Consider the following 12847-nt stretch of genomic DNA (forward strand, 5'->3'; position numbering starts at 1 on the left):
CTCAACAGAGCAAAGGACGATGAAATGAAAGATTTTCTCGGACTCTCCGCCACGACATGGATTGTGATCGGTGTATTGACGCTGACCGCGTCCGGTGTGCTCGGCATTCTCTGGCTGCAACTTGATAAGGCCGCACAGGACGCGGCGGCACGCCGGGCTTATGCAGAACAGATGCAGGCCCGTCAGGAAGCTGCCAAACGGCTCGATCAGCAGGAAAAAGACGCGATCAAACACAGTCACTTTGACTTGTTGCGCAACTGATAAGCGTGGGTAATCGGCAATGTTCAAGCACTGGCTTATCCAACGAATGTGCCGCTCACGCGCAGAAATGCGGGTAGTGGCACGTCACTGGAACCAAGCTTGGGCGAAGTTCACGTCGGAAAACGATGACTGCCTTGACCCGACCGACAGGCGCATCACCCGTAGTTGGCGACTCAACATGCTCTGGGGGGCGCTCGTCATCCTGAATACCCGGGCCCAGCTTGTTGCCGGAGCACTTGCGGCACTTGCGGGCCTGTTAATTGTTCTCACGCTCCGCCTCACGGGAATCTGGCCCTGACGTCATGGATCCGATCACCGTAACGAACCAGCTCTTCCAGCAAATGCAAAGTGCTGGCGCGAACATGTACAGCCTTTTCGTAGGCGATGGTATCGACCTTCTCATGGCGCTTGGATTGATCGTTGCGTCGTGGCGAACATTGCTGTGGGTGCTCGAGGGTCATACAGCACGTTACGTGGCATCGCTTCTGAACCTCTTGATGCGCACCGCAATTATTCTGTTTATGTTGACCACATGGACAGGCGTAACACGCGACTTCTTTGTTGGCAACATGCAGAAGATGGCCGATCACGCGATGGGTGGCAGCGCCAACGCAACAATGGTGTTGCAAACGTTATGGGGCGGCGTACAGGAGATATTTTCGTCGGCGCGTCAGCAGGCCTCGCAGAACTGCCAGCAGGTGCCGAATATGACATCCGATGGCCGAGGGTGTGTAAAAACGTCCTGACCGAGCGGTGAGTGCAGCACCGGTGGGAGCGTAGCTGCGTAGTATCAAGACGTGGACGGCCGGCCCGATGGTGCTGTACGAGTAAGGCCGCGTCGGCACTCAAGTTCACGCGCCTGCCAACTTCATTGCCCGCATCGCCTTTTTGAATCCCAGAATCCCGATGACACGCTTGAGGTTGTATGCCAGCACGTGCAAGCTCATTTCTGCAGCAACACGCCCAAGCCCACGCGTCTGGAAGTGGGTCGAACCCATCCAGTGCTTGAGGGTGCCGAACACGTGTTCGACCGTTCGGCGTCGTATCGTCATTGCGTCAATCTGGCGATCCAGCCTGTGCTGCATCGCCTCCAGCACCGCTTCGTGCTCCCATCGGCGAATGCGCCGGTAGGGAGCGGGCGTGCACTGGTCCCTGATAGGGCAATGCGGGCAGGCACTGCACCAGTAGGTGCGCAGTTTCAGCAGGTTGGCACTTTCAACCGAGGTGTATCTGTATATTGCCCGTTCACCCGCCGGACACAGGTACTGGTCATCTTTGGCGATATAGATGAAGTCGGCACGGTCGAACCGCCCGTCAGCCTTGGCGCCGGACGTCAGCGATTTGGGTACCAACGCTGCAATGCCAGCATCGTCGCAGGCCTTGATTTCCGGTGCACTGAAATACCCACGGTCTGCCAGCGCCTTGATCTTCTTCTTTCCCATGGCATCGCGCGCGGCCTTCGCCATCGGGCTCAACTGCGCGCGGTCGCTGCCGACGTTCGTGACTTCGTGAGTCACGATGAGATGGTGTCGGGTATCGACGGCGACCTGAACGTTGTAGCCGACCATCCCGGTGCCTTTGGCCTGCGAGACCATCGAGCGCGAGTCGGGATCGGTTAGCGAGACCTGCTTTTCGGGCAGATCATTCAGCAGCTGTGCTGCACGATCCAGATCGCGCATCTGTTCGCGCAGCGTCTCGATCTTTTCCCGTAGCCGCTCGGTCTTCGCTTCTATCTCGGCCGGTTGAGTGCGATCCGCGGTCTCCAGCGCATCAAGGTAGCGCTGGATACTTTGCTCGATCTGCTCCTGACGTTTTGCGATCTTGTTGGGCGTGAAGTTGTTGTCGCGACTGTTGACCGCCTTGAACTTGCTGCTGTCGATGGCCACGATCGCCTGCGTGAACAGTTTGAGGTCACGGCATAGCATCACGAAGCGTCGGCATACATTGCGAATGCCTTCCCCATTGCCGCGCCTGAATTCGGCAATCGTCTTGAAGTCCGGCGCGAGGCGGCCGGTCAGCCACATCAGTTCGACATTGCGCTGGCACTCGCGCTCCAGACGACGGCTCGATTGCACGCGATTGAGATACCCATAGATATAGATCTTGAGCAGCACTGCGGGGTGATACGACGGGCGGCCCGTGGTTGCAGGCGTGGCCCCTTCAAATCCCAGAAAACCCAGATCGAGTTCGTCTACAAATGCGTCGACAATCCTGATTGGATTGTTCTCGGCGATGAAGTCATCGAGGCATTCCGGCAACAACGTCGCCTGATTGCGGTCCGCACCTTCGACAAATCGCCCCATCTTCGCCTCTCGCGCCAACAGGTTGATCCAGTCTAGGCGACCAAGACGTAGGTAACCAGGGCGTTTTTACACACCCTCGGCCAGATTGTGTCTGGTACGCACGAGGAGTGCAGCGATCCTTCGAGCACGGCGTCCACGTCGGGTGGACTCTCGCTCGATCTACAGAACATGATGGCGACCCTGGCTTACACGCTGCTCGCCTTCGCAGCAAAGTTGATCGCGGCTGCCGCGCTTCTCTTCATGGGACTGGCGTTTGTTTTGGTGATCCAGTTGGGCTCGTTTCTGATGGCCTTCGCATTCTGTCTCGGGCCTGTATTGATACCGTGGTTCGTCTTGCCACCCACAGAATTTTTGTTCAACGGCTGGCTGCGCTTCACGATCGTCGCCGGGTTATACAAGGTCGTGGCGTGGCTGATGATGACGTTAGTCGTCAACGGTGCTCTGCCATCTCTCAAAGGCCTGGTTGACCAGATCGCGCAGGCCAATGGTTTAGCGGGCGCCGACTATTTCGCCAGCAACATCCTGCCAATACTGGCACTTGCTTTCGTCTCGTGCGTGGGAGCTTATTTGATGTGGCTGGCGCCGGGTATTGCATCAGGCCTCGTCTCCGGAACCGGAACAAGCGCGACTGGTTTCGGAAGTGGAGCAATCGGCGGCAATCTTAGAAGAATGTCTGGACTTTGAGCAACTAGCGATTGTGGTCCATCAACTCGCGAGCACGTATGAACTTCGACATCTCCACCCCTTCATCGACCCGCGGAGCATTGACGCGCCGGGTTCGTCCAATAAGGCACCAAACCATAAAAGTCGCAGCGCAGAACAGTCCCGCCACTGCGGGACCTGCAACGACATGCAATGCAACAGCGACAGCTGCAACGACAAGCAAGAGAGCCAGTTTCAACTTGTTCACGGATTACCTCCACGGGGCGAGGTAGTTATGGAATGCAGTTTACCACCCTGAACGTGGATGAGGACCGTGTACATGTTCGCACCAAAACGTAACAGTCCACTCGCGACGAACGCTGTAGCGCCCGCTGTCGAACAGCCGTCGCCGCCGAACACGGGCTTGGGCATCGCCGGCTGGTTCGCCGCATTCCAGAGACCTGTCTGGGAAAAGCGGGTCGCGATCAAGGTCGCCGCGCTCTTTGCATTGATCGCGCTCGGCCAGACCGTTGCGCTCGTCGTCCAGAGCCACAACAGCGGCCCGAAGCCGTACTTCGTCGAGCACGATGAGAAATCGGGTGCCGTGTGGGTCTCAGACCGCTATGCCGAGCAATACAACGCGACTGCCGCGAACAAACGCTACTTTCTCGTGAAGTGGGCCACGCGCGTGTTCACCGTCGAGGCCGACAGTCAGGACACGCTAACCCGGCAAATCCCGGCCGCTTCTGGCTGGACCTCCGGCGCGGCCACGAAAGAACTTGAAACCTACATCACGCAGACGGACCCGGTCGCCCAGCGCGTAGTGAACACACCCGGCCTCACCCGTGAGTTCATCGAAAATTCCACGTCGTTTTCACCGGACGGCCAGCTCGCCTATGTGATCTTTACGTTGATCGAAAGCGTCAATGGCAAGCCCTCGGCGCCGCAACAGAAACTGCTCACGCTCACCTTCCTGCTCGCTCCCGAAGCCCTGCGTCCCGGTGAAGAGAAGGACAATCCGCTCGGCCTGCGGATCACTCACATGACCCTGACACCCTACGTCGGAGTGAATCCCGGAGCTGCACAATGAAGTCGCCCACCCTGCTCTCCTTCGTGCTGCCCTTCGTCGCGGCGGCAACGCTCGCAGCGGTCCCAGGTCACTCAGATGCCCAGACGCCCGAACCGTTATCCACGCCCTCCGCGCCCCTACCCGCAAATATGCCGACATCCGTACTGCCATCGTCGATGTCTGGCGTTCGAACCGTTCGCGGGCACCCGACATCCCGGCCACGTGCCGGAATCAACGGCCCTTACCGCACCCCCGACGACGCCTCGCTCGTTATCTACGACTACGACAAGGACTATACGTACCCGATTCACACGCTGGCCAACGAGGAAACGCACATCCAGTTAGCGGACGACGAAAAGGTAATCGGTGTCTACATGTCCGACACGAAGCGCTGGATCCTGCATACCGCGGTCACGCGGCAGGATGTGATGATTGAACCCCGGCAGGCAGGCCTGCGCAATCCGACTACCATCATCACCACGCAACGCCGCTATGAACTCGAAATCCGCTCTTCCGACGCAGGGGAGTTTTATCACCGTGTGTCGTGGCATTACGCCGATGAGGATGCCCTCGCCCCCGGAGGCCAGCCGTCTGCGTTCGGGATCGAATATGCGCGCTCCGCCTCAGGGGGACCGCTCGGTTCGGGATCATCAGGGGCCACCGGAAACGGACTGCGGGTCGATCTGACACGCGCAAATTTCAACTACCGCGTGAGCGGCAGCGCGCCGTTCACGCCGACGATGGTGTTCGACGATGGACGCTTCACCTATTTCCAGCTGGCACATAACGTCGAATTGCCCGCGGTGTTCGTGATGGACAGGGATGGCAAGGCCGAAATTGCGAACTTCATCCCGATCGGCAACGACTTCTATGAAGTGCAACAGATGGCCACATACGGCGTCCTGCTTAAGCGCGACAAGGATGAGGTGCGGATTATCAATAGCAATAGCAACGACTGCCGGCTGACGAACTGCGAGCCGGCCCGCATGCGCAGCATCTACGGGAAGCCCTGATCATGGCGATGCCCGACGACCCTCCGGAGGTCCCGAACCCGGCAGATCGCCCCTATCCGGGTTTACGGGAGACCGGGACCCCGCCCATCACACCGGAGCCGCAGCGGCAAACGCGCATCCGCCGTAACCTCGCGAAGACGCTGCTCGCCGCGATGTGCTCGGTCCTGCTGGCAATTGTTCTGATTCGCCACTTCTCCCATCCGCACGAGACGGCCGCACAGCGCCAGCAACGCGAAGAACTTGAGGCCTCGGCGCGTGATCCCGAGGCCCAGCCGGATGCGCTGCGCAAGCGTCTCGAGCAGCAACACGCACTCGCCGAGACACGCAGGAACGCGCAGCAGCCACGGGCAAGCGACCCTGTCGCCAGCGTCACTCCGCTCGACGGAACCGGTATTCCCAAAGGCCGGCCGGGCGATGATCCGGGTCCCGTACCACCCGGCTACCACGTGCCCGGAGGCGGGTCCGGCGGGACGCCGGACGCCGACCGTCTTGCCCGGCAGCGGCAGGCCGAACTGATGGAAAACCAGTCGCTGGTTGCCTATGAGGATCCCGGCGGCGCGACGCGCGACAACGGCGAGGGTCGCGATAACCAGCTCGACGCAATCCCGAACGACTTACAATCCGCTCTCTCCCGGGAAGGCAACACGGCACCTGGAGGCTTGCAATCCCAGCTTTCGGCTATCGCCTCCGGGATGACGCACATCAGTGAGCGTAGCGCGACGGCGCAACGTAACGCAAACTGGCTGGCAAGCCGGGGTAACGATCAGCAGGATGCACCGCTGATGCCGGTGCCAGCCGATTCGCCGTATATGGTGATGGGAGGCACGGCAATACAGACCGTCGCCCTGCAGGGGGCAAACAGTGACATGCCTGGCACTTTTCGCGCGATGGTCGACCGCGACATCTACGACAGCATCAACGGTACCTGCAGGTTGATTCCCAGAGGTACCCGGATTATCGGGGTGACGAGCAACGACGTCGCCGTGGGTCAGGAACGCATGCTGATCGCAGCGACCCGCATGATTTTCCCGAACGGCGCGAGCTTGCGACTCGATGGATTGAGCGGCGCCGATCCCAACGGCGAAGCCGGCGTCACCGCAGATGTCAACAACCACTTCTTCCGGATCTTTGGTTCGACCTTCCTGATCGCCGGCGTCGCCGCCTGGATCGGACACAATCAGGCTCAGCCAGGCGGGACGACAATCAATATCAACGGTGGGACAAGCGATACCTTAACTTCGGCGGCGGCGCAGTCGCTGTCGCAAACCACGCAGACCATTCTCCAGCGCAACATGAATATCCAGCCAACGCTACGACTGGAACCCGGCCAGCGCATCACCATGATCACGAGGCGCGATATGAAATTGCCCCCCAACCTCGTCGACGGAAGTTGCCTGCAGTGAATCTGGCTCTTCGCAATTCGCAGTTGCATTCGCGCTCGTCGCGTCATATGCGACGCTGCGCTCCCTCGCGTGCGTCACGGTCTCGATCGACATATTCGGAACTCACGCCGAACGTCATTCAAACGACCAGGCAGCCGAACGGAACAACCGCTTCGCGATTGAAACGTACCGACCTATCAACTGCCGACGCAACTGAAAATCGGTTGCCTCCTTGTCGGCCATTCCGGTCGTTCGGGCGATCCCGAGTCTACGTCAGCAATGCGGCGGATTGCTGATCGCGGCGCCGTTTGACAGTTGAGCGGCGGTTTTCCACATTAGCGAACTCACACCACCACCCAAAGCGGACCGCCGCATAAATTGACCGAATGACCGTTACCGACATTTTCACGGACATCCGATTCGGCGTCTCGCCTCGGCCGGACCGCTTCCCTCTCTGAGTTATTCCAGACATCAGATGCCCTGATGCAGTCGCCTACCTGGAATGACAGACGAAGACGAGGTCGTATAAATCGAACAAATCAGGATTCATCCCGGCCGCCTTGCTCGCCTGCATGATCGCCCGGTCAAGCGAGCCACTATCGAGCGATTCCACGAGAAACAGTCCCGCGAATTCACCTTCTGAACTTCGCCGCATCGACTTTTCCTGCGTGGCAATGGCGGTCGCCTCGTTTTTCACAGCCATGATCTGCGCGTTCACAAGCCAGTCTTCTTTCGCGAGCGCATCGACGATTGCCTGCCCTCGCAGGGCCGTCAGGCATTCCGGTAATGCGTCTTCAAATCTTGCGATGGCGAGGTGACCGCCGTGTCCGTCCGAGTTCGCACCTTGGGCGAGGATGGTTCCACCGCCTCGGCGAAACTGCTCGAGCGACGGCATGATCCGGCGTGTCCATGCGGTCGGGTTATTCAACCGTTCCAGATAACCAGAACTCGCCATCACGTCCGCGCTGTCCAGTTCGTACAGCATCATGTACTCCGAGGGTCGGCTGTTGCGTCGCTTGAAGACCCGCCCTGACCGAAAACCCGGTACGCCTACGCGTTCAAAAATGTGCTCCCGGGTAAGCCAGTGCATATAGTCTGTTTCTGATTCGGAAGCGATCGTGCTCCAGATCGCGAGTAGGCCAGTGTTTTCGTTGTCCATTTGTGTTTGCTCCATCTGTTGTCGAGTGCTTAAAGGCTGTGCTTCTTCCAGTGCAAAGCGAAGGCACAGCGCGAGATCAGTAAGTCGCCTGCCCGGAGACACGGTGATGTTCACCGGTGATCTCGGCCGCTGTGTCGAGGCGGTTCATGTCAATGCCTGCGGTCTCTGGCCCGATAGCAATCATGCAGAACGACAGGATATTGAGCGCGCCGACCAATGCGACGAGCGGCCACGGGGAGCCGTTGGCAAGGTGTAACAACCACGCGGCGACCACCGGAATCGGCCCACCAGCGAACAGGCTTGCACCAGTGAATGCGAGGGCCGAACCGGAATAGCGAACATTGGTTGGAAACGCCTCAGCGAACGCGACCGGTTGAATCCCCGTTTGGACCTGCGTGAATGCCATGAAAAGTCCCATCGCTATCGCCATCGGTACGAAGCTTCGAGTCGCCAAGACCTGGAAATAAAACAGCATGATCACAAAGGTCGCTGCGGACGCGAACAGCAATGCGCGCTTACGGCCAATCCGGTCACTTAGAACGCCACCAAAGATCGAACCTGCGATGGCACAGGCATTGGCGATCATCAGCAACATGAAGCCAGTCTGCTTGGGCACGCCGAGCGTATTCGTCAGATAGCTCAAGGTGAACACGACGGCAAGATAGAAAAGTGCAGTCGGTCCGCAGAAGAACAGCATCATGCGAATGATCGTCTTGTAGTGAAGACGGAACGCATCCCTTAAAGGGCTTCCGACCTTGGCAACAGCGGACTGCTGCATCTTGACGAAGGCCGGAGTCTCCGCCACGCGCAGTCGGATGTAAATGCCGACGAACACCAGCACGAAGCTCAGCACAAACGGAATTCGCCAGCCATAGCTGATGAAAGCACCCGCGGTCATCGTTGAAGAAAGTAGCAGAAGCACCGCGTTAGCAACTATCTGGCTCAGCGGAGCGCACATGCCGATCAGACCGGAGTATTTACCTCGGCGGTCTGCTGGAGCATGCTCTAGCGCCATCAGTTGGCCACCAGTAGATTCGCCGCCAAGTGCGAAACCCTGAATAATGCGGAGAATGACAAGCAGCAGTGGCGCATAAACACCAATCTGCGCATACGTCGGCAGCAAACCCATCAGCACCGACGTCAGACCCATCACAGACACCGTACCGAGCATGAGATTGCGACGTCCAATCTTGTCGCCAAAGTATCCGCAGATGATCGCGCCAAGTGGACGCGCGGCCAGTCCGACGCTGAAAGTTGCCAACGAGGCAAGCATAGCGGAACTCGAATCCATCGCAGGGAAGAACAACTTTGGTAACACGGTGGCTGCGACTGATCCGTAAAGCGTAAAGTCAAACCATTCAAGCGCGGTGCCAAGCGTGGCGGCGCTTACCGCCCTGTTCGCCATGGAATGTGAGGTCGGTTTCTCTGAAACATGGTTCATGCGTGTCTCCTGCTGTCTTAAAAAGAGTCTGTACCGCTCTTGCGTCAATCGCTTATTTTGATTTCTACTACTAACTATCAGATCTGAAGCATGGGCGAAATTTCAATTCACCATGCAACGACATCAAGTCACGAACGGATAACGTCCAGCGTTGGACGCTTTGGCCTAGCGCCCAGCGCTTGCTGTGCGGCTGGCGCCTTGCAGCGCTTGCTTAAGCATGGGCGACACACCGCTTGCATCGGACAATTCAGTCGCCGTCTCCATGAGCGCCGGGGCGAGCTCTTTCATTCTCTCTTCTGTCAACCGTGACATCGGTCCCGCGATGATCAGGATTGCGCGTACGTCGCCATTGCTCATATGCACAGGCGTAGCCATAGAACTCATGGCCGGTAGAAACATGTCTTGCGTCGTCGCATACCCGTTCTTGCGCGCAAGCTCGATCATTGGCAAAAGCGCTTTGAACGTGGTCGGAGCAAGCGGACCAAAGTCTGCTGGCATGCCAAAGCCCTGTTTTGACACAAGCCGAATCGCGTCTTCTTCACTCTTGCCAGCGAGCCAAATCATTCCTGCCGCGCTGCATGAAAGAGTCACCGCCCGGCCCATCTCAGGGTCGTAGCGGATACCTTGTCGCGCGCCTTGCGCCTTGGCAACGTAAATCAGCTGCTCGCCGTCGACGATTGCGAGCCGGACCAATTCGCCCGAGGTAGCCGCAAGTCGTTCCAGAATGGGTTGGGCGACGTCAACGACCCCACCTGCGCTGAGAAATCGCAGACCCAGCGAAGGAAGTTTCATAGTCAGCGAAAATTCGCCACGCCGTTCGTCCTTGCGCACATAACCCTGCTCGACCAGATCGGCAAGAAGACGATGAGTAGCGCTGACCGGCAAATCGAGCTTGGCGGAAAGTTCTGAAAGCGTTTTGCCTTCTGGCGCACTGGCGAGTTCTTCCAGTACACGGAGGATGCGGTCAGCTACGGCGCTCATGATGATTACCCAACTTAGTCATTCGACGTGGAACCATGATAGTGGAAAGTCTTTCCAAAAAGCAAATGCTTTTCGAAATTGCTCAATCGGGCCTTGATTCTTCCGAGGAATAATGGAGGGATAGTTAGGAAAAGTAGCCAGCGTCCGGTGTCAGCGCATCTCCCTATGGAGGCCAGCCGGCCTCCATAGGCGGCTCATGGCCAGAAGTACGCGTTCAGTCATCTCGCCGGAACGCTGCCGTTGAAGACTCCAACGTCAGCTCTGTGGAGCGTCCACGGAACTGGTGCTCTCGGGCCATTAGGAGCCGCTCGGCATTCTCTCTTTGCGGTCGTTGGAGTGGCTGCTGCGCCTCAGTAACAGACCATCGCTCCCTGCGCAAAAGCTCACGGGTTTGGGATAAGCTGGAACCGGTCGCCCCCCTTCGTAAGCCATGACCGGTGCGGCTCGATAACGTGCCGTTGCAACCTCAAAAACCAGCCATCTGTAAGTTGCGTGTGGAATTCGTCCAACCGATGCGGAGCAGCTATATCCCCACTGTAAGTTGAAGCCACCGACCGACAGCCACCTTTCTCAATGCTGCTCGTTAGCCGCCACGGTAAGCGCGTCGAGAACTGCTGCTACAGCCGGTCGCTTTGCCGTACCTCTGGGCAGCGCTATAAAGACCCGACGATTGAGAACCGGGTCAATGGGCAGTATCGAAAAGTCTGGATCTTTCTCAGCGTGGCGAAGCCCAAGGCGAGGCAGCACCGCAACAGCTCCGCCGGTTCTGACCATTTCCAGCGTCACCGCCATGTTCCGGCTGCTCGTCGTGACCCTGGGCGTAAAGCCACCCGCATAGCAGGCGTTGAGCAAAAACGTGTGATACGTAGCAGCAGACTGGTTCAGCGCCCATCGCTCATGAGCCAGATCCGAGAGCTGAACCGACTTGCGCCCGGCAAGCTTGTGGTTTGCAGACACGACCGCATCGAAGTGATCAACGCACAATGGAAGAAATTCGAGCACGCCTGCGAGCGCTTCCGCGCTAACGAGATCGTCAACGATAGCAATATCCGTCTGCTTCGCGGCCGCGGCGCGCAATCCCTCCGACGGTTCCAGTTCAGTGAAAATCACGCTCAGCTGAGGATGCAAGTCCAGCAGACGCTTGACGGCTAGCGGCACCACACTGCTGGCGAGCGATCCAAACGCCGACAGCCGCACTTCACCACTGACCTCCACATTGGCCGCGGCTACCTCGGCTTCGATTTCTTCGACCATCTGGAAAAGATCCGTCGCTCGAGCAACAAGGCGCCGCCCTGCAGGGGTCAGCTGGACCCCACGACCCGAGCGTTCGATCAGAACGGTCTCAAGTTCATCTTCGAGTTGGGCGAGCTGCTGCGACACGGCAGGCCTCGTCAGATGCACCGCATCCGCAACAGCGGAGATCGTGCCAAGGACGGACAGTTCGTGAAGCAGGCGAAGACGGCTGAGATTGAGCATGAGCGACTCCGTGGTCTGCACTTAATCGTAACCAAAACTTACCTATAGCGTCAAAAAGTGTCGTCTTTTTTTTCTCAATGGGACTTTCTATAGTCACATCACCGGGACGCAAAAGGCCGCAGCGTTAAGGGAAACCCCTTGGCAGACAGCGACTTAGCAAGGCCTGAACGTCGCAGGTTCAATCTATAGAGACCGCTTGGAGGAAAGAATGAAGGTTGCTTTTATCGGTGTGGGACGCATGGGAGGTCGGATGGCCGCGCGCCTGGTTGCCGCAGGCCACCAGGTCCGTGTATACGATCCGAGCCAGGCCGCGATGGACGCGCTCGCAACGAAAGGCGCGACGGCAACGAAGAGTCCCGCCGAGGCGGCCGCCGACGCAGAGCGGATCCTCCTGAGCCTGCCAAGCCCCAAGACCCTGCGTGATGCGGTGACGGGCAGTGAGGGCGTGCTCAAAACAGCAGCCGAAGGCGCAATCATCGTCGACTTCAGCACCGTTGATCCCGCGACGACCAAGGAAATTGCCGCGGCGGCTGGTCAAAAGAACGTGTCGTTCGTCGACTCGCCGGTCAGCGGAGGTGTTGCGGGTGCCGAAAATGGCAAGCTGGTCTTGATGGTTGGCGGCGCCTCGGGAGTGCTCGAAAAGCTCAAGCCCATCTTTGACGTTCTCGCCGGCCGCGTGGTCCATTGCGGCGACATCGGCGCGGGCCAACTGACCAAGCTCAGCCACAACCTCCTCACTGCAATCAACACGGTCGCACTCGGCGAAGTGCTGACGGCGAGCGTGAAGGCTGGCGCCAGGCTCGATGTGCTGTGCGACGTGCTAACCGCAGGGCTCGCGGGCAGCAAGATGCTCGACTACCTGCCGAAGACGTTGTTCACCGCAGAGCGCCCGGCAAACTTCGCCATCGACCTCATGCACAAGGACATCAAGCTGTGTCTGGATGAGTTCTCGAATCTGCCAATGCCTCTCGGCCAGCTGGTTCTCCAGACGTACAACGCGGCCCGCGCGAAGGGCCTGGGTGGCAAGGATTCCACGAGCGTCAACGAAATCTATGAAGAACTGCTGGGCGTGCGTCTGAGCCTGCCGGCGGCCCAGTAATCATCCAAAGATTGAAGGAAT

At 58.6% G+C, this 12847-nt stretch carries 13 protein-coding genes; 7 read left to right on the forward strand and 6 right to left on the reverse strand.

What is annotated here, in order from left to right:
- The first annotated feature begins 24 nt into the window (after positions 1-24).
- Together L0U84_RS09545 and L0U84_RS09550 are read left to right on the forward strand one after the other, a co-directional pair.
- On the forward strand, positions 25-261 hold the full coding sequence (locus L0U84_RS09545) for a hypothetical protein (RefSeq protein WP_233849470.1): 237 nt from the start codon (positions 25-27) through the stop codon (positions 259-261).
- Positions 262-563: 302 nt separating this feature from the next.
- Complete coding sequence (locus tag L0U84_RS09550) at positions 564-1007, forward strand: hypothetical protein (RefSeq protein ID WP_233849472.1); 444 nt, start codon at positions 564-566, stop codon at positions 1005-1007.
- A gap of 105 nt (positions 1008-1112) precedes the next feature.
- Here L0U84_RS09550 and L0U84_RS09555 read toward each other — a convergent pair whose 3' ends face one another.
- On the reverse strand, positions 1113-2564 hold the full coding sequence (locus L0U84_RS09555; RefSeq protein WP_233849473.1) for an IS1182 family transposase: 1452 nt from the start codon (positions 2562-2564) through the stop codon (positions 1113-1115).
- A gap of 168 nt (positions 2565-2732) precedes the next feature.
- Between L0U84_RS09555 and L0U84_RS09560 the strand changes: the two genes are divergently transcribed.
- Positions 2733-3248 (forward strand): hypothetical protein, encoded by a 516-nt coding sequence (locus L0U84_RS09560; protein WP_233849474.1) that lies wholly within the window; start codon positions 2733-2735, stop codon positions 3246-3248.
- Between the two features lie 4 nt (positions 3249-3252).
- Here L0U84_RS09560 and L0U84_RS09565 read toward each other — a convergent pair whose 3' ends face one another.
- On the reverse strand, positions 3253-3474 hold the full coding sequence (locus L0U84_RS09565; RefSeq protein WP_233849475.1) for a hypothetical protein: 222 nt from the start codon (positions 3472-3474) through the stop codon (positions 3253-3255).
- A 156-nt stretch (positions 3475-3630) separates the two neighbouring features.
- On the opposite strand from L0U84_RS09565, the gene L0U84_RS09570 reads away from it, so the two are divergent.
- Genes L0U84_RS09570 through L0U84_RS09580 form a run of 3 tightly spaced genes read left to right on the forward strand, consistent with a single transcriptional unit; the run spans position 3631 to position 6691 of the window.
- Positions 3631-4296: a VirB8/TrbF family protein gene (locus L0U84_RS09570; RefSeq protein WP_233849476.1), complete on the forward strand. Its 666-nt coding sequence runs from the start codon at positions 3631-3633 to the stop codon at positions 4294-4296.
- Complete coding sequence (locus L0U84_RS09575; protein ID WP_233849478.1) at positions 4293-5288, forward strand: TrbG/VirB9 family P-type conjugative transfer protein; 996 nt, start codon at positions 4293-4295, stop codon at positions 5286-5288. Before L0U84_RS09570 ends, L0U84_RS09575 begins: the two co-directional genes overlap by 4 nt.
- A 2-nt stretch (positions 5289-5290) precedes the next feature.
- The gene (locus tag L0U84_RS09580) at positions 5291-6691 is read left to right on the forward strand and encodes a TrbI/VirB10 family protein (RefSeq protein ID WP_233849479.1); all 1401 of its coding nucleotides are present in this window, start codon (positions 5291-5293) and stop codon (positions 6689-6691) included.
- A gap of 472 nt (positions 6692-7163) precedes the next feature.
- On the opposite strand, the gene L0U84_RS09585 is transcribed toward L0U84_RS09580, so the two are convergent.
- The 4 genes from L0U84_RS09585 to L0U84_RS09600 all read right to left on the reverse strand — a co-directional run bounded on the left by L0U84_RS09585 (position 7164) and on the right by L0U84_RS09600 (position 11727).
- Positions 7164-7943 (reverse strand): DUF4286 family protein, encoded by a 780-nt coding sequence (locus L0U84_RS09585; RefSeq protein WP_233849480.1) that lies wholly within the window; start codon positions 7941-7943, stop codon positions 7164-7166.
- Positions 7906-9270 carry an MFS transporter gene (locus L0U84_RS09590; RefSeq protein ID WP_233849481.1) on the reverse strand — a complete coding sequence of 455 codons (1365 nt, stop codon included), beginning with the start codon at positions 9268-9270 and terminating at the stop codon, positions 7906-7908. The genes L0U84_RS09585 and L0U84_RS09590 overlap by 38 nt, the downstream gene beginning before the upstream one ends.
- Positions 9271-9435: 165 nt before the next feature.
- A complete protein-coding gene (locus tag L0U84_RS09595) occupies positions 9436-10251 on the reverse strand; it encodes an IclR family transcriptional regulator (RefSeq protein ID WP_233849483.1) in 816 nt (271 codons plus the stop codon).
- A 570-nt stretch (positions 10252-10821) separates the two neighbouring features.
- The gene (locus L0U84_RS09600; RefSeq protein ID WP_233849484.1) at positions 10822-11727 is read right to left on the reverse strand and encodes a LysR family transcriptional regulator; all 906 of its coding nucleotides are present in this window, start codon (positions 11725-11727) and stop codon (positions 10822-10824) included.
- 208 nt (positions 11728-11935) lie between these two features.
- On the opposite strand from L0U84_RS09600, the gene L0U84_RS09605 reads away from it, so the two are divergent.
- A complete protein-coding gene (locus tag L0U84_RS09605; RefSeq protein WP_233849485.1) occupies positions 11936-12826 on the forward strand; it encodes an NAD(P)-dependent oxidoreductase in 891 nt (296 codons plus the stop codon).
- Positions 12827-12847: the final 21 nt, after the last annotated feature.

Source organism: Paraburkholderia sp. HD33-4 (genome assembly GCF_021390635.1).
Classification (GTDB): Bacteria; Pseudomonadota; Gammaproteobacteria; order Burkholderiales; family Burkholderiaceae; genus Paraburkholderia.